Annotated in this window: 14 protein-coding genes and 1 pseudogene; 10 read left to right on the top strand and 5 right to left on the bottom strand. The window is 62.0% G+C overall.

All coding sequences use genetic code 11. From position 1 onward, the window contains the following. Window positions 1-242 precede the first annotated feature (242 nt). The gene (locus V7S54_RS29910) at window positions 243-1,838 is read right to left on the bottom strand and encodes a winged helix-turn-helix domain-containing tetratricopeptide repeat protein (protein WP_065375140.1); all 1,596 of its coding nucleotides are present in this window, start codon (window positions 1,836-1,838) and stop codon (window positions 243-245) included. Window positions 1,839-2,067: 229 nt separating this feature from the next. On the opposite strand from V7S54_RS29910, the gene V7S54_RS29905 reads away from it, so the two are divergent. The 8 genes from V7S54_RS29905 (at window position 2,068) to V7S54_RS29870 (ending at window position 11,171) form a co-directional block, all read left to right on the top strand. Continuing rightward, the gene (locus V7S54_RS29905) at window positions 2,068-2,820 is read left to right on the top strand and encodes an SDR family oxidoreductase (RefSeq protein WP_058323732.1); all 753 of its coding nucleotides are present in this window, start codon (window positions 2,068-2,070) and stop codon (window positions 2,818-2,820) included. A gap of 102 nt (window positions 2,821-2,922) precedes the next feature. Next, the gene (locus tag V7S54_RS29900) at window positions 2,923-4,017 is read left to right on the top strand and encodes an HlyD family secretion protein (protein WP_057248356.1); all 1,095 of its coding nucleotides are present in this window, start codon (window positions 2,923-2,925) and stop codon (window positions 4,015-4,017) included. Then, window positions 4,014-5,609: an MFS transporter gene (locus V7S54_RS29895; protein ID WP_336409612.1), complete on the top strand. Its 1,596-nt coding sequence runs from the start codon at window positions 4,014-4,016 to the stop codon at window positions 5,607-5,609. Before V7S54_RS29900 ends, V7S54_RS29895 begins: the two co-directional genes overlap by 4 nt. A gap of 114 nt (window positions 5,610-5,723) precedes the next feature. Then, window positions 5,724-6,671: an MBL fold metallo-hydrolase gene (locus V7S54_RS29890; RefSeq protein WP_065375137.1), complete on the top strand. Its 948-nt coding sequence runs from the start codon at window positions 5,724-5,726 to the stop codon at window positions 6,669-6,671. Window positions 6,672-6,815: 144 nt separating this feature from the next. Next, window positions 6,816-8,303, top strand: coding sequence for a mechanosensitive ion channel family protein (locus V7S54_RS29885; RefSeq protein WP_336409613.1), 1,488 nt, complete (start codon window positions 6,816-6,818; stop codon window positions 8,301-8,303). A gap of 145 nt (window positions 8,304-8,448) precedes the next feature. Continuing rightward, window positions 8,449-8,859: a cupin domain-containing protein gene (locus tag V7S54_RS29880; protein ID WP_058323728.1), complete on the top strand. Its 411-nt coding sequence runs from the start codon at window positions 8,449-8,451 to the stop codon at window positions 8,857-8,859. Between the two features lie 58 nt (window positions 8,860-8,917). Continuing rightward, a complete protein-coding gene (locus V7S54_RS29875; protein ID WP_057248352.1) occupies window positions 8,918-9,676 on the top strand; it encodes an SDR family oxidoreductase in 759 nt (252 codons plus the stop codon). A gap of 301 nt (window positions 9,677-9,977) precedes the next feature. Further along, window positions 9,978-11,171 (top strand): MFS transporter, encoded by a 1,194-nt coding sequence (locus V7S54_RS29870; protein WP_336409614.1) that lies wholly within the window; start codon window positions 9,978-9,980, stop codon window positions 11,169-11,171. Window positions 11,172-11,180: 9 nt separating this feature from the next. On the opposite strand, the gene V7S54_RS29865 is transcribed toward V7S54_RS29870, so the two are convergent. Further along, on the bottom strand, window positions 11,181-12,701 hold the full coding sequence (locus V7S54_RS29865; protein ID WP_336409615.1) for a PAS domain-containing sensor histidine kinase: 1,521 nt from the start codon (window positions 12,699-12,701) through the stop codon (window positions 11,181-11,183). Window positions 12,702-12,953: 252 nt separating this feature from the next. Here V7S54_RS29865 and V7S54_RS29860 point away from each other — a divergent pair, with 252 nt between their 5' ends. Together V7S54_RS29860 and V7S54_RS29855 are read left to right on the top strand one after the other, a co-directional pair. Further along, on the top strand, window positions 12,954-13,421 hold the full coding sequence (locus tag V7S54_RS29860) for a carboxymuconolactone decarboxylase family protein (protein ID WP_336409616.1): 468 nt from the start codon (window positions 12,954-12,956) through the stop codon (window positions 13,419-13,421). Further along, a complete protein-coding gene (locus V7S54_RS29855) occupies window positions 13,422-14,723 on the top strand; it encodes an alpha/beta hydrolase (RefSeq protein ID WP_065375131.1) in 1,302 nt (433 codons plus the stop codon). Window positions 14,724-15,157: 434 nt separating this feature from the next. Here the strand turns inward: V7S54_RS29855 and V7S54_RS29850 are convergent. From V7S54_RS29850 to V7S54_RS29840, 3 genes and pseudogenes are all read right to left on the bottom strand, one after another. Beyond that, a pseudogene (locus tag V7S54_RS29850) lies at window positions 15,158-16,443 on the bottom strand (diguanylate cyclase domain-containing protein). Between the two features lie 265 nt (window positions 16,444-16,708). Beyond that, window positions 16,709-17,584 (bottom strand): glycerophosphodiester phosphodiesterase, encoded by an 876-nt coding sequence (locus V7S54_RS29845; RefSeq protein ID WP_336409617.1) that lies wholly within the window; start codon window positions 17,582-17,584, stop codon window positions 16,709-16,711. Between the two features lie 50 nt (window positions 17,585-17,634). Then, on the bottom strand, window positions 17,635-18,699 hold the full coding sequence (locus V7S54_RS29840) for an ABC transporter ATP-binding protein (protein ID WP_336409618.1): 1,065 nt from the start codon (window positions 18,697-18,699) through the stop codon (window positions 17,635-17,637).

The following is an 18,699-nucleotide window of genomic DNA, read 5'->3' as shown; positions in this document are numbered from 1 at the left end:
ATCGGAGTACTCCCGGCGCGCGGGCATCTGCGAAGCCGAGGAGCGGAGACTGCTGTTGCTTCTTGGGCGACAGGCGTCCTGCCACGAACTCCAGATGAACATCGTACAGCGCCGAATGCGTGCACGTTAGCGAACAGTCAAGGTCGCCTTACCGAACGCACGCTCGCAAACCTGTCGTGGTCGAGGTGCCGGACAATTGCACAGCGCGCGCTCTGTTCATTACGCGCCGCAAGCGGCCATGGTCACTCCGGCAATCCTGCGAGCCGCAATCCGTCGGCAAACCGCTTGAAATCGTCCGGTCGATGGATCGGCAACCAATCGTGCAGATTGGAAACGCGCAACGCCGGATCAAGCTGCCTCAGGCGCTGCATATACCGACTTGCCTCGTCGGGACGGTTGGCAAGCGCATGGCTTGCCGAGGCAAGCGCGACTGCCACGAGCAAGCTCGGCAGGTTGGCGAGTGCCTTCTCGGCCCAGACCAGCGCATCGTCATAGTTACCGGAAAAGAAATGCGCGATTGCCGTTCCTGTCTGCATGCGGAACATCTCCGGGTCGAGCGGGCTCAGGCGAACGGCATGGGCGAGATCCTTGATGGCGCTCTCCGTTTCACCCCGAAAGACGCGCAGTACGCCACCCAGAAACCAAGCGAGTGCGAAGTTCGGATTGAGCAGTCGGGCCCTGTCGACCAACGCAATGCCGGCATCGAGGTCGTCGGCGAGATGACCGAGCGCGTGGCCGCCTCTCGTCAGCGCCACGGCATCGTCCCGGCCAAGCTCAACCGCAAGCCGCGCCAGTCGCGCGCCTTCGGCGATCTCTGCCGTGCGATCGAGCATCCAGCCGTTGAGCTTTCGCCAGAAGAAGCACCAGGCGGCGCCGGCATAGGCGGAGGCAAATTCATTGTCGAGCTCGATCGCCTTGTAGAACAGCGGCAGCGCAGCCTCGAGCGCCTCGCGGGTGCCGCTGTGCAGTTTTGCCATGCCACGAAGATAGTAGTCGTAGGCGTCGAGACTTTCGGTCGGCTTGCGTTTGGCGCGCTCCATCTCGATCCGTTCGAGTTGCGGCGAAATCGCGCCGACGACGCTTTCGGCTATCTCATCCTGCAGCTCGAAAATGTTGTCGAACGTGCCTTCGAAGCGCTCGGCCCAGAGATGCGCACCGGTCGTGGCATCGACGAGCTGGCCGGTGATGCGGACCTTCTTTCCGGATTTGCGCACGCTCCCTTCCAGAACATAGCGCACGCCGAGCTCACGCCCCGCTTCGGTCGCTTCCACGGCGCGGTCCTTGTAGGTGAAGCTCGAATTGCGCGCGATGACAAAGAGCCAGCGGAACCGTGACAGTGCGGTGATGATGTCCTCCACCACCCCGTCCGTAAAATACTCCTGCTCCGGATCGCCGCTCAGGTTCTGGAAGGGCAAGACGGTTATGGAGGGCTTGTCGGGCAGAGGGAGTTCCGGCGCCACCACGGGTGCATCTCCAGAGCTGCCATCGACGCGGCCCGAACCTTGCGAAAGGATATCGTTTCCAACATCGACAAGACGGACCTCGCCGACGAAGCGGAAGCCCTTGCGGGGGATGGTGCGCACCAGTTGCTGTTCTTCGCCGCTGTCACCGATGGCCTTGCGAACGGCGTTTATGTGGCTGGTGATCGTCGATTCCGAGACGATCCTGCCGCCCCAGATGGCGAGCAGCAGATCATCCTTTCCAACGACTCTGTCGCGATTCTCGATGAGATGCACCAACAGGTCGAAGACCTGCGGACCGACGGCGACAACCTGCCCGCTGAGCGTCAGTTCCCGGCGTTCCGGATCGAGCAGATAGCCTGCGAACTTGAATTGCACCTCAGCCCTCCTGGTCGACTTTCCCTGGCCGGCGATTGCCATCCGCGGACAATTGCCACGCCATCGCGTCGTTAGAGCATCCCCCCACGATCACACAACCGCTTGGACGGACAATCAAGCTATCCACAAGGGAAATTCAAGACAGGCGCAAGGACTTCCCTGGTGCATAGGAGCAGTCTCAGCGCAGATCGGCGGCAATGGTGCAGTCGAGAAGAAGCAGAGTGAACCCATGAAGATCGTCGTCATCGGAGGCACCGGCCTTATCGGATCGAAACTTGTGAAGAGCCTGCGCGAGCGCGGACACGATGTGCTTGCAGCCGCGCCAAATACCGGCGTCAACACGATCACGCGTGAAGGCTTGGCCGCAGCGATGGATCGGACCGATGTGGTCGTCGACGTCGCCAACGCGCCGGTTTGGGACGACAAGGCCGTCCTCGAATTCTTCGAGACGTCGGGGCGCAACCTGTTGGCCGCCGAAGCTGCCGCCGGCGTGCGTCATCACATCGCGCTGTCGATCGTCGGCAGCGAGCGGTTGCCTGATAACGGCTACTTCCGGGCAAAGGTCGCGCAGGAAAACCTCATCAAGGCAGCCGGTATCCCCTACACCATCCTGCGCGCCACGCAGTTTTTTGAGTTCGTCGGCGGCATCGCGCAATCGGCAACAGTCGACGGAGAGGTTCGCCTTTCACCCGCGTTGTTCCAGCCCATCGCCTCCGACGATGTCGTGGCGGCGCTTGCCGATATTGCACTCGCGCCGCCCGTCAACGGAACGATCGAAGTCGCCGGACCGGAGGCCATACCGCTCGACGAGGTGGTCCGGCATTTCCTGCGGGCGACCAAGGATGATCGGAAGGTCGTCCCGGACGTTCACGCACGCTATTTCGGCGCACTCCTGGACGACCAGTCGCTGACCCCCGGCAAAAACCCGCGGCTCGGTGCAACTCGGTTCGACGATTGGGTCGGCCAACAGGTCGGACACTGAAATCGCAAGTACCGGGAATGGGGCCATGCTCGTGCTTCGACATGGGGGTCCGAAATCCCATTTGCCGTGACGACGCCACGAAATCCAACAGGGACTGGGACAATGGATACGCTCGAAGACAAGATTGCCGCCGCCACCGGCACCGCCTCAGTCGGCGTCGCTCCGAAGCGATCCAGCAAGAAGAAGAAACTCGGCGTGTTGCTTTGCCTCGGCGCCGTGGTGGCCGTCGCAGGCGGCTGGGCCTGGGCCCGTCCGGGCAGTGAGGCGTCGACGGATAACGCCTATGTTCGTGGCGATGTCACCTCGCTTGCACCAAAGGTTGCCGGCTATGTCGTGGCCGTCGAGGTCCAGGACAACCAGAGCGTTCGGGCGGGCGAAGTGCTTTTCCGGATCGATGACAGGGACTATCGCGCTCGCCTTGCGCAAGCGGCGGCCAATGTCGAAGCTGCCAAGGCTCGGCTTGTCAACGTCGATGCGGAGACTGAGCTCCAGCACGCCCTTATTCGTCAGGCCGAAGCCCAGAAGCTATCGGCCATCGCAGAGATGAATCTTGCCGCCAAGGCATATGAACGCCGGCGCGAACTGATCCGCAGCAACACCATCAGTCAGGCGCATGTCGACGAAAGCGAAGCGGCGCGATCGAAAACGGAGGCAGGCGTATCTGCGGCCTCTGCGACGATCGAGGCGCAGAAGCAACGCATCACCGTGCTCGCGGCGCAGCGTGAAGCCGCCGTCGCGGCCGTGGCACAGGCAGAAGCGGCGCGCGACCTTTCTCAGATCGATCTGGAGAGCACGACCGTCCGCGCCCCGGTCGGTGGGGTTATCGGCAACCGCCAGGTTCGCGTCGGCCGGTTCGTCGCGCCTGGCACCACCCTGCTCGATATCGTTCCGGTCGACGATGTGTGGGTTGTTGCCAATTTCAAGGAAACGCAGCTTGAACACATCCAGCCGGGGCAGAGCGTTCGCATCACTATAGACAGCTATCCGGGTCAGACGCTTGACGGCACAGTCGACAGCTTCGCGCCGGGCAGCGGCTCAGCCTTCAGCCTGCTGCCGTCAGACAATGCAACCGGCAACTTCGTGCGCGTCGTCCAGCGGGTCCCGGTCAAGATCCGGTTTGCCAACAACCCTTTGACTGGGCGGCTGGTGCCAGGTCTGTCCGCAAGGGTGGACGTTGATCTCAGGAGCGGGTCATGACCACGCACGTAGCCATAACCAGGAACCGCGACACGTCTGCGTCCGGAGTGTTGCTCGTCATAGGTATCGTGCTGGCGGCACTGACAGAGGCGATTGCGAGCACCGTTCTTTCGCTCGGACGCGGCGATATCATCGGTGATATCTACGCCACTCCGGACGAGTTCGCCTGGCTCGACGTCGGTTATACCGCCTTCAAGCTCATCGGCTTCATGGTTGCTGCTTCGATGCTGGGCCGGATCCGGCCACTCAGCCTTATTATCGGCTCGACGCTCATCATGGGTCTAACGTCCGGCATGGCCTCGGCGACGACATCGCTGGATCTTTTGATCGCCCTCAGGGTCATGCAAGGGCTCGCTGGCGGCATGCTCCTCGTTGCAGGGCAGACGATCATCTTTTGCGCCTTTCCAAGAGCGCATCAGCCGATCCTCCAGGCGCTGTTTGCAATGGGTGCCGTCGTTGCTCCCGCGACGATCGCTCCGGCGCTGCAAGGGTGGCTCCTGGACAACCAGTCGTGGATGTGGATCTTCTACTGCAATGTCATCCTCTCCCTGGCCGCCGCCGGGCTTCTGGTGATGGCCGATGATCGGGCGTCCACCATAGTGCGGCCACGTCCGTTTGATTGGACCGGCTTGATATTGATCTCGGTGGCGCTTTTCAGCTTCACCTATGTCTTCAGCCAGGGAAGTCGCTGGGACTGGTTTGAAGAACCGCGCATTCTCTGGCTCTCCGTGTTGGGCGTTGCTTCACTGCTCATGTTTCTGGGGCAGCAGGCGCTCGGCAACGGTAGTGGCCTGCTCGATTTTTCTCTGTTCAGATCAGAGGATTTCGCCTTCGCCTTCATCGTCAGTTTTGTCGCTGGTGCCGCACTGTTCGGGAGCGCGTTTCTCATCCCGTCCTTTGCCGTATCCGTTCTGGCCTTCACGCCAACCGAAGCCGGCCTGCTGCTTCTGCCGAGTGGTGCGCTCTTTGTCGGGGCGCTGCTCTTTGCCGCCTTTCTCATGCAGGTCCGTCGTATTGCTCCATTCGCAACCGTGCCCTTCGGTATCCTCTTGATCATGATTGCGATGTGGATGCTGTCCGGGTCGACCAGCGAAAGCGGTACGGGCGACATGATGGCTGCGATCCTTCTGCGTGGCCTTGGCCTTGGCTTCCTGTTTCTGTCGATCACGCTGATCGCTTTCAGCGATCTCAACAGTCGAAACCTCGCCTCCGGCATCGGGCTTTTCAACACCGGCCGCCAGCTCGGCGGTCTGATCGGCGTCGCCGGTCTGCAGACCCTCATCGACCACAACGTTGCCGCCAATGTTGTTGTCCTCGGCTCCAGCATCAATGCCGGAGGTCAGGCCGTCATCGAACGTCTGACCAGCACCACAGCCATGCTCGCGGCAAGGGGAATGGACGCCGTTCCGGCGAGCCGGGCCGCGATCGCACTCCTGGGCCGCGCCGTGACGGGGCAGTCCGTCGTGATCGCTTTCGACACCGCATTCAACGCCGTGGCACTTCTGTTTGTCGTCGCAGCCCCCATACTCGTGGCAATCAAGGTCGGATTCGCCAGGCGAGCCAAAGCACGCCACACGCACCCCGACCGTTGACCGAACGGGCCGCCCTAAACCCAGGTATAGCTCGACCGTCAACATCGCTCGAACCTAGAGTCCAAGCCGTGAACTGTGAACAGTACTCTTCGATCAGGCAAACAGGAGGGCGTCATGTCGCCGCTAGAAGCAAGATCCCATACGAACACGACTTTGGAGCCCGCGCCGCCCGGTCGGTCGGCTCCAGAAGAGCTGGTTCCATCGCGCTACGCGGTGCGGGTCGGTGACATAGAGGTGCTGGTAGTCAGTGATGGGGTGCTGCCATTGCCAACCACGATGTTGGGACACAATGCCGACCCGGCCGATCGGGCAGCCTGGCTTGGAGACATGTTCTTGCCGCAGGATGCTTTCGACTGGTCGCTGAACGTGGTCGTGGTGCGAAGCGGTGCCCAAACCATTCTCATCGACGCCGGGCTCGGCATGGATCCGGACTTGAACCTGCCTCGGGCGGGTCAGTTGATCAGGCGCCTGGAGGCTGCGGGTATCGATCTCGCAGCAGTGACCGACGTGGTTCTTAGCCACATGCACATGGACCACATTGGCGGACTGCTCGTCGATGGCGTGAAGGAGCAACTGCGCCCGGACTTGCGGATCCACGTGGCGGCCGCCGAGATCAAATTCTGGGAATCGCCGGATTTCTCGCACGCGGTCATGCCGCAGGGTTTCCCGGACGCGCTCCGGGCAACTGCTAAGCGCTTCGCGAACGAGTACCGCAACCATCTTCGACCGTTCGAGGACGAGTGCGAGGTCGCGCCGGGCGTGGTTGCGCAGCGCACGGGCGGCCATACGCCCGGGCACTGCGTGGTCCGCGTGGCCTCGGGAGGCGACCGGCTGATGTTTGCCGGCGATGCCCTGTTCGCCGTCGCCTTCGACCATCCCGACTGGTACAACGGCTTTGAGCACGACCCCGAGGAGGCTGCTCGCGTTCGGGTGCGTCTCATGAAGGAACTGGCCGAGACAGGATCGTCGCTGGTGGCCACGCACCTGCCTTTCCCGTCCGTCGGACATGTGGCGATCGATGGCGATCGCTTCCGGTGGGTTCCGGTATTCTGGGACTACTGACGTCTCCAATTGAGCGAGTGGCGCAAGAACCATCGGTTCGCGTGCATGGCGACAAGGGCGGGTTCGCCCTTGTCCTTTTCAGAGCAAGGTGCCGCTAGCCGGCCGTAGCGGAGGGAGAAACGCTGCCTCGCCACGGGAGTGGAAATGGACCAGCAAACGCAATTGTTTCCCGTCCTCGTCTGTGTTCTGGGCATCGCCGGAATTGTCGTCTGGCATCTGCAGGGCAGGGCGCGCCCAACGGCGCGGCTGGTCGTGCAGATCGCCTTCTTCGCATCGATGACGGCAGCGCTCGCCTGCGGCGGCCTCAATCCGTTTCGCTACGACCGGACCGATCTCGATGGCGCGCAGACACTGCTCGTGACGGCAAAGACGCTCTGGTGGGTTCATCTCTCCTGGGCGGTGATCGGGTTCGTCCGGCTTTACCTTGTCCTCGACGGACGGCCGCGGGAAGCGCGACTGATCCAGGATCTGGTGGTCGCCGTCGTCTATCTCGGCGTGCTGCTCTCTATCCTGGCATTCGTCTTCGGTGTGCCAATAGGGGGCCTGCTGGCGACGTCGGGCGTCATTGCGATCATTCTCGGCCTCGCGTTGCAGAGCACTTTGGGTGACGTCTTCTCGGGCATAGCGCTGACCCTCGGTCGCCCTTATGTCCTTGGTGATTGGATCTGTCTTAGTGACGGAACGGAAGGCCGGGTGGTCTCAAGCAACTGGCGGTCGACGCATCTGCTGACCGCGGCCCACAATCTCGTGGTCCTGCCCAACAGTGTCCTGGCAAAGGTGGGGCTGACCAACATCAGCCAGCCCGACGAGAACCACCAGATCGTCGTGTCGGTTCGCGTCGCTCCAACCCGCATGCCGCACATGATCGTCGACGTGATGCATGCTGTCCTCGACAGTTGCAACGCGATCGTGAAGCAGCCGGCTCCAACCGTCGGGCTTGTGGGGATCGATGCCAGCGCGATCACGGTGGAGCTCCAGTTTCGGGTCACCAGCCCGGCGCAGCGCGGCCCAGCGCGCAACGAAATCATCGACCTGGTCTATCGGCATTGCAGGGCGCATGGTGTGCAACTGGCCCTGCCTGCCGAGAGCCCGCTGATGCAGGACCTTCGCATATCCGACCCGCAGCACGCCGTCGCGCCGGCACAGGACCTGATCGACGCGATCCCGATCTTCTCCAATCTCAGCCAGGAAGAACGCGATACGCTTGCGGCCGCGGCGACGCAACGCAGCTTTGCCGCCGGGGCCGAAATTGTCAGAGAAGGCCGGTCGCTCGAAAGCCTGATGATGATCAAGAACGGCGTGGTGTCGATGAAGAGCGGCGATGTGGAAATCGCGCGCCTGGCCCCCGGTGATTTCTTCGGCGAGGACGGCCTGTTGGCCGGAGTGAAGGAGAAACACGACCTCCATGCCGTCACCCGCCTTACGGTCTATGAAGTAGATCAGGCAGCATTCGCGCCGCTTTTGTCGAAGCGCCCGGAAATTGCGGAGGATCTGGCAATCCACCTGGCGCAACGGGAGGCGATCGGAGCAAGTTCGGAATTGCCAGCGAACCAGCGCGAGCGACGCAAGCTGGACCTGCTTCATGCGATCCGATCCATCTTTCGAAGCCAGCGTGAAAGCGCGAACGGTTGAAGCGGAGACGCGGCAGTTCGCACGCGGGCACAACTTCTGCCGAGACAAAATCGCCGCTGCGGCAAACCTACGTATATCTGTTTCTCTCCGGAGGCCGACCATACGATCCCACGCATTGCCAACAACGTGAATGGAGGAGAAATCCATGCGAAAACTAGCGATTGGCTTGCTGTTTGCGACGCTGATCACCGGACCGGTAGCGGCCTCCGACGAGCCCTATAATGCCAAGGTCACAGTGGTGTTCGACCACGCCCTTCCTAATGTGCCGGGCAAGAGCATGCGCGGCGTTCTGGTCGAGTACGGCCCGGGGGGCCATAACCCGTCACATACCCACCCCAAGAGCGCTTTTATCTATGCGACGGTGATCGAGGGCAGCATCAAGAGCCAGATCAACGACGGTGCGGTGAAAGTCTACAAGACCGGCGAGAACTGGATCGAAGTCCCAGGCGATCATCACCGCGTAAGCGCGAACGCCAGCGATAGCGAGCCGGCGAAGATCCTGGCTGTTTTCGTTCTCGATACGACCGAAACGAAGATGGTGCTGCCCGCAAAGTAAAGCCCTTCTTCCCATTCAAACACGGTGATCCATAGACGAGCTTGCAAGGAGCAGAACCATGAAAATCGTCATTATCGGCGGGACCGGCCGCATCGGGTCAAAAGTCGCAGAGCGCCTCAGAAGCAAGGGCCACGACGTCGTGCAATCGGCGCCGTCCACGGGCGTCGATACACTGACTGGTGAAGGGTTGGCCGAGGTGCTCGCCGGCGCTCAGGTGGTGCTCGACGTCAGCAACTCGCCATCCTTCGAACCGAGCGCCGTGCTTTCGTTCTTCGAACGGTCGACCTCGAACCTGCTTGCGGCGGAGCGGGCGGCCGGTGTCGGACACCACGTCGCGCTCTCCATCGTCGGTATCGAACGGTCGCCCGACAATGGCTATTTCCGCGCCAAGGTCGCACAGGAGACCCTGATCAAGAAGGGCGGCGTTCCGTACACCATCGTAAGGTCGACGCAGTTCCTGGAATTCCTCGGCGGCATTGCCGATGAGGCAACGGTGGACAGGACCGCCAGGGTCTCGTCCGGCGCGTTCCAGCCGATCGCCGCAGACGACGTCGCGACTTTCGTCGCAGAAGCGACGATCGGCAAGCCTGAAAACCAGACGATCGAAATCGCCGGGCCCGAAAAGAAGCCCATGAGCGAATTCATTTCCGAGTATCTGGCAGCTGTCGGCGATGGCCGAAAGGTTGTTGCCGACCCGGACGCCAAGTACTTCGGCACGCGCGTCGACGATCAGTCACTGGTTCCTCTCGGATCCGCCAAGCTGGGTCAACTCGACTTCAGGACATGGAATGCCCAACAACCTCAGGCGGCAGCCTGAGATCTTTCCGTCGGGGTCGATGCGGCGACGAGACGCGCACCGGCCCCGACGCCTTTGTCTCCGGTGCGGCCACGCGCTCGAAGCAAAGAGAGAATCCAAGGTTTACGATCCACGTCTTCATCGGTCATGATGGAAATGGCAGCCGGCGACCGTCTCGAAGCTCGCAGAGGCTGGTTCGCGCAGACTTGATGTTCGACAGAAACCCGGCCCGTACCGGACCCGTGCCGGCAAATCGCCGGCGCACATGATATGAAATGCCAAGGTTATTTCGACGAACAGGAAACGGTCGGGAGACCGGGCCATGGCCAATCTTTCAATCGAACCCGCCGCGTCTCGCGACCCGCTTTCACTTGTGGTCGGTGCAACAGCCTGCCAGGTGATCGGTGGCCTCGTTCCGCAAATGTCGCCTTTTGTGGTCGCGGGACTGATTGACGGTCTTGCGCTGTCCGAGCGCGACGCCGGTATTATCGCGTCGGTCGAACTCCTGGCGCTGGCCGTCACCGCTATCCTCGTCGCGCCAGTGCTGCCGCGACTATCCTGCCGGCGCGCCGGGATGTCTGCGCTTGTCGTGACCCTGGCGGCCCAGGCCGCCTCTGTCGTACCGGACGGATGGACTTCGCTGGTCTTGTTGCGCGGCATTGCGGGCATCGGTGAGGGAGCGCTCTATGCCATGTCGCTCAGCCTTGTCGCGTCGCATTGCCGCAATCCCGAAAGGATCTTCGGTCTGTTCCAGCTCGTCTGGGCAATCGGCAGCGTGGCGCTGTTTGGCATCGGCGGCGAGGTGACAGCAGCCTATGGCCACCGAGGGATTTTTGCGCTGTTGGCGGGTTTGACGCTGGCCCTTTCTCCGCTTCTTCTTCTCATGCCGGATCTCAAGACCCTGAAGCATCCGGTCACCCGGACGCCACCGTCTGTGCTGCTTTTCGGAAGCCTGCTGTTTGCTGCGATTGTTCTTTACGTCGCGGTCTCCGCCGGTCTCTTTGCCTTCAGCGGACCGATGGGCGAGCGCATCGGTCTGGACACGGCCGCGGTCGGATACATCCTCACCGTGTCGACCATAGTTGGCCTTGCCGGGGCGGGCGCGGCGACGGCACTGAACGTTCGCTGGGGACGAATGATCCCGATCTCCGCATTCTGCCTTGGCTACGTGGTGGTGACGCTCGTCCTTTGTCTCTGGGAGAACGCGGTTGCTTACAGTGTTGCGGTCATCGTCTCCGCCGTTCTTTACTACTTTTCACTGCCGTATCTTTTCGGCCTGGCCGCAGCGCTGGACCAAAGCGGGCGCTGGGCGGCCGCAGCCGGGTCGGCGTATCTGCTCGGATTTGCCGCCGGGCCAGTCTTTACAGGGGCCGTGATTGCAGCGTCGGGGTATGCAAGCCTCGCGGCGGTCTGCGTCAGCATGACGATTGCTGCCTGGGCCCTTGCCGTGTCCGTCGTCGCCCGCGCCTTCAACGGACGTCGCCTGGTCGGCCGCCTCCCCAATTCGGCGGCTTAGGTTGATATCCTAGGTCGCCGAGGCGACGGGCAGAGCGAAGGTGACCGTCGCGCCCAATGTCTCGTTGTTGGCCACCCATAGCTTCCCGCCATGGGCTTCCACGATCGATCGGCAAATCGGCAGTCCCATGCCCATGCCGTTGCCCTTCGTCGTAAAGAACGGTTCGAACACGCGCTCCGGATCCTTGAATCCGCTTCCGGTGTCCTCGACCGAGATCCTGATGGTGTCGGGGTGATCGTGGCTGGACATGATCTTCAGTGAACGCAGGGGGTTCGTCGTGTCCATGGCCTGGATGCCGTTGCGGATGAGGTTTACCAGGACCTGCTGAACCTGAACCCGATCGAGCGCCACTTTGGGAAGATGCTGGTCCAAAACCAGGTCGATGCGGGTCGTCGTTGCCGCGATCTCATCTGACATCAGATCAAGCACCTCGTAAACGAGGCGGTTCACGTCTTCGACCGCCCGTGACTGCGGCTGGTGTTTGAAAAGCGCTCGGATGCGGCTGACAACCTCGACGGCCGCCGCAACGTCCAGGGTGATGCGCTCTGCTGCGCGCTTGCCGCGCTCGATGTTCGCAGGCTCGGCCGAAAGCCAGCGCAGGCATGCGTCAGCGTCGGCGGCGATCGCCGCCAGCGGCTGGTTGACCTCGTGTGCGATTGAAGCGGAAAGCTGCGACAGATTGGCCGCCTGGGTCGCCCGCGCAAGCTTCTCGGCCGAACGGCGCAAGGCAGCCGTTGTTTGCACCTGATCCTCGATATCGTGGCAAAGGCCGAACCACTGGACGATGTTGCCGTCCTGATCCCGCATGGGCTCCGCACGGCCGGACATCCAGCGATAGACGCCGTCTGCCCGAAGCAACCGGTACCGCATCGAAAATCGCTCCCCGTTCGCAAGGCAGCGGGTGAGCTCGGCATAAACAGCGTCCGCGTCGTCCGGATGGAAAATCGTATCCATGACGGATGCAACGTCACTCACGTTTGAGAGATCAAGACCCAGATAGTCCGCCATGCGCCGGTTGACGAGCGTAGTGGTGCCGTCGGGTGTCAGGCGCCAAAGATTGCTCGGAACCATGTCGACCAGCAAGGATAGCTCGACCGAGCGAGCACGCAGGCTCTCCTCGGCCTTCTTCTGGTGCTCGATGTCGATGGTCTGCCCATGCCAGACCGTAACGCGACCGTGTGCGTCCTTTGACGGTCTGCCCGACGCGCGAAACCAGCGAAACGCGCCGTCCGCGCCACGCAGACGGTGCGCGCTGTCAAACGGCTCGCCGGCGTCCATGCTCCGCCGCCAGGTCGTCGCCACAAATCGCTGATCGTCCTTGTGGATGCGTTCAAGCCACGCACCGTGGTCTTGCAGGCCATTGCCGAAATATGCGTCCATGCTTCGGTTGCGATAGATGAACCGGCCGGCCGGATCCATCGACCACATGTGGCCGGGGACGTTGTCGAGAAGGTCAAGCGCGAACTCGGCGCTGTTGCGAGTATGTTCGCGAAAGGCGGCGTCTTTCCTTAGTCCGTCGTCGTTGGACATCTGTCGCTCCGCAGAAGACGACGGTCAACAAAAGGACTTCACGCCGAAGCTCGGCGGCGGACCGGCAGCCTTGGTGAATGGATGGCCGCATTATATCCCGAAGGCCCTCGTTTTCAATCTGACCTGCTGGAGGCGGGCGGCCCGCGATCGTGCGGCGCATAAACGGATGTATAGCTGCCGCACGCGGCGCGCTTCCGGCACGATAGCAAGCGACCATAACGGTCGGTTATGTCAGGCGGAGGACGAAGCAACATGACCCAGCGGTTCAATTATTCCAAGCTTTCGCCCGGCATGGTCAAAGCCATGATGGCGCTCGGCAACGAGATCAGGAATGGCTCGATCGAAGAGACGATACTCATCCTCGTCGACATTCAGATGAACGGATGTGCGTTCTGCATCGATATGCATGCCAAAGAAGCGATCATCCATGGCGAGCGGCCGCTGCGCCTGTTCCATATCTCGGCCTGGCGTGAGTCCACCTTGTTCTCGCCGCGAGAGCGGGCCGTGCTTGCCTGGACGGAGGCGCTGACGAAGCTCGCCGACGGTGGCGTTCCCGATGAAGTTTACGACGGAGTGAGGGGTGAACTGTCCGAGCAGGAGATTTCCGATCTCACGTTCCGGATCATGGCGATCAATGCCTGGAACCGCATCAGTGTCGCGGCCCGCGCCGTTCCTGGTTCCGCCGACAAGGCTTACGGGTTGGACAAGGCCGGTCTCTAGATGGATATCTGTCGGGCAATGGCGGGCCTCTTTATGCTTGCCTGCTTTGTCGGCTGTGCCGCGCAGCGGGCCGAGGTCACAGCGCAGCCCGTTGCCACATCACCAGCGTTGCAAGGCGGCCAGCCTGTTCGAACGCAACAAGGGTCCGGGGCACAAGACCTCCTGTACATCACCGACAGAGAGCCGACCGCCGGTTCCGGCAACCGGCTGTCCTACGGTGCAAAGCGGGCGATCTACTTGAGCTTCGGATCGGTATCGATCGCCCCAAGACGCAACGCTTCTGCCGGCAGGAAAGAATTCCGGGTCGACGCCGTTTCCGAGGCCGGCCGGTTTCCGTCAACGCCCTACGGCGTCGTCGCGACGGCGAACGGACTACGCCGCACTCCGCAGGCGGTCGCGGCGCATGAACAGGCCGTCGCGTCGCTGCAAGCCGAAATTGGCCGGCGTCTCGCAACGGCCGAACGCAAGGAAGTCGTCGTCTTCGTTCACGGATACAACAACAGCTTCGAAGATGCGGCACTCGCCACCGACGAGATTTGCCGATCGCTGCAAAACCAGTTTGTCTGCATTGTCCTGACATGGCCCGCCGGAGGCGCCGGCGGTTCGTTCTTTGGCTACAACATTGACCGCGAGTCGAGCGAGTTTGCGGTTGCGGACTTCAAGAAGGCCGTTCGCATCATCGCCGGAACGAAGGGTGTCGAGAGGCTTCACCTCCTGGCCCATAGCCGTGGAACCGACGTGCTGGCGAGTGTCGTCCAGCAGCTTGCCATCGAAGCGTATGTCAGCCGATCCTCGCTTTGGCAGCGGTACAAGATCGCGAATGCCGTGTTTTTCGCTCCCGATATCGATCTCGATGTCGCGTCTTCCAAGTTGTTTGCCTGGGTCTCTGACCCGGACCTTGCCTTCGGAAGCAAATCGATCCCAAGCGCATTGCCCTCGCAAGGCTCCATGCACCTTACGATCTATTCGTCTCCAAGGGATGAGGCGTTGAAAGCCTCGACGCTGATCTCCGGCAGCGCGTTGCGGCTTGGTCAGCTCGCCGTCGGCAACCTTCCCAGTGACAGGAGCGAGGCGGCGTCCAAATGGGCAGGATCGCACATGGGAGGGCTGGTCGATTTCGTTGAGTATTCCGGCGGCAGCGGCTTTATCGGCCACAGCTACTTCTTGTCCGACGCTACGATCAAGACAGACCTGGTTGCGCTGATCCGCGACAGAGCCAAGGCCGGTGACCCCCGACGCCAGCTCGTGGAAATCAAGCGCCCATTCTGGCGAACGTCGGATGCTCAACAGGCGGCGCGATGATGGTTGCAACGCGTCGGGAGTTACTGTTTACCCCAAGACTAGGCTGCCTCGTTCGTCCCGGCTGAAATGTTGGGACCCCAGCGTTCTGGCGGTGCGAGGCCGCTGTTCGCGCGCTTTTGCTCAGTCAGAAAGGGCTGCGCGGTGAATGGAGGCGCGGCCCGGCTGCCTCACCATCACTCGGGTCACTGATCTCGCCCCGACCGTCATGCGCTTAGGACAATCGCTTCCATGGCTGCAAGCATCATGCGCGCACCTGATGGCCGCCTACCGGCGCCGCCCTGGGGTGGGACAGTGTCCACCAATCGTTAAGTGGACACTATGGCGGACCACATCTGTGAGCGCCGGCCGAACGCGTCGCGCCGCCGTCAAACTCGGCCCTGACGATTGCGAAAGCCCGATGGCATGCCGACACGCGCGAGGCTACTCAAGCGCGCTCATGTTGAAAGTGCTGTGAGGGCCGGCTGATAGATGATCACCTGGTTGCGTCCATTCTTCTTTGCCTCGTACAGTGCTTCGTCCGCTTTCGCTGCAACCCCTCTGAAGATACGGTTGCATCGCCGTGGTTCAGCACTGCCAGTCCGATGCTGACTGTGACATAAGCGCCAACGGTTGATCTTGGGTTTGGCAATGACGCAGCTTCGACGCGGCGTCGAATTCGCTCCGCCAGCGACACGCCATCCTCCTGATTGGCATCCCGAAGAAGGATGAGAAATTCCTCGCCGCCATAACGCGCGACCTGGTCGCGATCGTCACGCAAGCAGCTCTGAATAATGCCGGCGACCTTTACCAGACACCGATCACCCTCGGCGTGGCCGAGACTGTCGTTAAGCTGCTTGAAGTGGTCGATATCGCACATCAGAATTGCTGCGCCCTGGGTTTGCGCGATCTCGTCGCTCCACACGCGACTGAGCGTTTCCATTATCCAGCGTCGATTTGCGATACCGGTGAGTGGGTCCGTTCGGGCGAGCAGCTCGAGCCGCGAATTTGCGTCCGTCAGTTCGCCAAGACGAGACCGGTCGCGTAGTTCGAGCAGAAAGGTCTTGTGCGCCAGGATGCCTGCAGTCCTGTGCGCAACAACGGTCGCGACTACCCCGCTTGCGAAGAAGAGCGCACCGGCCAGAGCATTCTCGGCGGTAATTTCCGGGTTTTGCATCTGGAAGACAAGATATTGACCGAGCGCTAAGACGGCGATTGCAATCGACCATTCGAGCGGGACGGGAAATATGATGATCGCGGTCACGGCGACAAAAAGCATGATCGTAAGGTGTCGCTCGTAATATTCGCCTCCCGAATTGACGCCGACCAGCGCGACCGAAAGCAGGATCAAAAACACACCTATGTGGAGCGCTACGCCCTCGATCCACGTCCCGCGCGGTTTCTGAAATACGATCGCAGTGAGGATTGCTGCCGGGGGCAGAATCGACGCCGGCAGAAGCATCTTCATGACGATTTCAGACGGAAGCAGGTAGGCATTGACTGCTAGCGTCAGGATGTCGAGGACCACCACCCACACCATCCAGGCACGGATAATCTTCGACGCCTGTGGCCACGACCGCGCGTGGAAGAGCCGGGCAAGTTCCGCATTAAGGCGAATATCGCGTGTGCGTCCCGCAAGAAGACGATCGACTTCGCTGGCGACCGTCGGGGGCAATCGTTGGGCGGCTGGTGGCGCTGAAACCTCACTCGCGCGTGAAACGCCTGATGCTCGTTGTGTATCCATGCTCTGGCCATCTAGGGGCGGATCAGACAATGGCAAGAATGTGCGGCCTGACTGTGATGGGCGTTACCGACTTGACTTAATGAGCCGGGCGGCAGCGTTTCAGTTCGATACATGGTGTCTGACTTGCCGCTGGTGACGCTCTCGGCGGAAGACATCTGATCATTAGCACGCGGTGACTGCGCCGGCTCTTTTCAGGTTGGTAGAACCCATGGAGCACCCAACCCCGCTCCGGTGGTTCGCACGGAACGCCCGGGATGAGCCGTGCTCAAAGCGAACGGATCAGGCGGAAGATCTCACTCGGAACATCGGTCGTGATCTGGCGCACTTTCGCCCCCACGAGCGTACGCAGGATGGGGTCATTGATGTCCCGGCCGGGATTGACCGTCCAGGCGTCCGTTTCAATGCCGAGGTCGAGCAGGCGCGCAACGAGGGGAAAGCCCTGGTTTTCTGCGGCAACAATGGCGTCGAACCGGAGGTAGGCGAGACTTACGCCGGTGCTGCGCCGCTCGATGTGGCGCAGCAACCGCTCTGGATCGCGCAGGTCTCGCTGGCGGGAAACCGCCAGCATCGGATCGTAGCCGAGCCGGGCTCTGGGAATGGCCGCGGCGAGACGGCGTGCCTCATCCAGATGATGCGAACCGACGACGATGGCGTCCGCTAGCCCGGTGACGGCCGCTGCGGCATCGGCGACCGCCGAATCCGGAAGCGTGTGTCCTTCGAGCAGCTTGAGATCGAGCTGAAGGTTGGCCGATGGCGCTCTCGGTAGTCTTTGAAGCGGGGCCACGAGTTCGGCGAGCGACAGGACCGGCGCATCGGGATCGGGGGCGCCTGCTGCGTCCCGGTGAAAAAGCCCCGCCATCGATGCGATCGGCGTGCGCGGAACGCGGCCGCGGCCGGTCGTCGATGGACCGAGCGTCGCATCGTGGAGAACGGCGAAGCGGCCATCGGCGGTTCCGAGTATGTCGACCTCGAGGCTCGCGCCGAGCTGCCAGCCGAGGACGAGGTTCGACCGCTTGAAGGGCGCCTCGGCGAGGTGCGTGCGCAGTTTGTGCCACTTGAGCCGGACAGGGCCATATGGGCCCTCGACGGCCACCGGCGCGTTCGACGTCTGGTTGCTCGTCTCAAACGCTGCCACTGGCACGCCCTTCTCCTCTCCCCACCGAGAAATGGGGCGGCTGTCGCTCGATCGTGTCACGCCGGTGCGCGAACATGCGCACCCCCAATGAGCTTCTGTCGCGCCGTCTCGAACACAAGCGAGTTCTCGGGCAGGAAACCGATCTTTACCTGCTCGCCAGTCGAGTGCCCGGCGGACGAACCCTGTTCAAGCACGCGCACGGCGCCCATGCCGGTTTCGACGACATAGAGGATCTCGCGGCCCATCGGCTCGATCTGCACGATACGGCCGGCGAAGCCGGTATCACCGATTCTGAGGTGCTCCGCCCTCAGCCCGACTGTCAGCGCTCCGGACGCGCCCTCGACCGGAAATCTGGCGCCATTCACGGTGATCGTGCCGGCCTCGGCTTCTCCGGCAATGAGGTTGATGGGCGGTGAGCCGATGAAGCCGGCAACGAACAGGCTCGATGGCCTGAGATAGAGGTCGTCCGGCGTCCCGACCTGCTCGATCCGGCCGGCGCGCATGCAGATGATACGGTCGGCCATTGTCGTCGCCTCGATCTGATCATGCGTGACGAGGACGGTCGTCACGCCGAGTTGCGCGTGCAGCGACTTGATCTCGGTGCGCATCGAAAGGCGAAGCGAAGCGTCTAGATTGGAGAGCGGCTCGTCGAGGAGCAACAACTGCGGCTCCTTCACGAGGGCGCGTGCAAGGGCGACGCGCTGCTGCTGGCCACCGGAAAGCTCGCTGGGACGACGGTCCAGCAGTTCCGCAACACGGACAAGGTCCGCGGCGGTCTTCACCTTCGCGAGAGCTTCGTCGCGTGGCGTTTTCTTGAAGCGCAATGGAAACAGGATGTTGTCGCGCACGCTCATGTGCGGGTAGAGCGCGTAGGATTGAAAGACGATGCCGACATTCCGGTCGCGTGCCTCTACTTCGTTGACGATGTGGCCGTCAAAGAGGAGATCGCCGCCGCTCGGAAGATAGATACCGGCGAGCATGAACAGGCTCGTCGACTTGCCGCAGCCGGAGGGGCCGAGAAGCGCGACGAACTCGCCGTCCTCAATGACGAGGTTCATATCGGGGATCACCTCGACGGCGCCGAAGCGCTTCACCACGTTACGGAACTCGATCTTCGCCAT

It is taken from the genome of Ensifer sp. CCNWLY38 (assembly GCF_037120565.1).
GTDB classification, from domain to species: Bacteria; Pseudomonadota; Alphaproteobacteria; order Rhizobiales; family Rhizobiaceae; genus Ensifer; species Ensifer adhaerens_H.
This window is presented reverse-complemented; position numbering and strand designations above follow the sequence as displayed.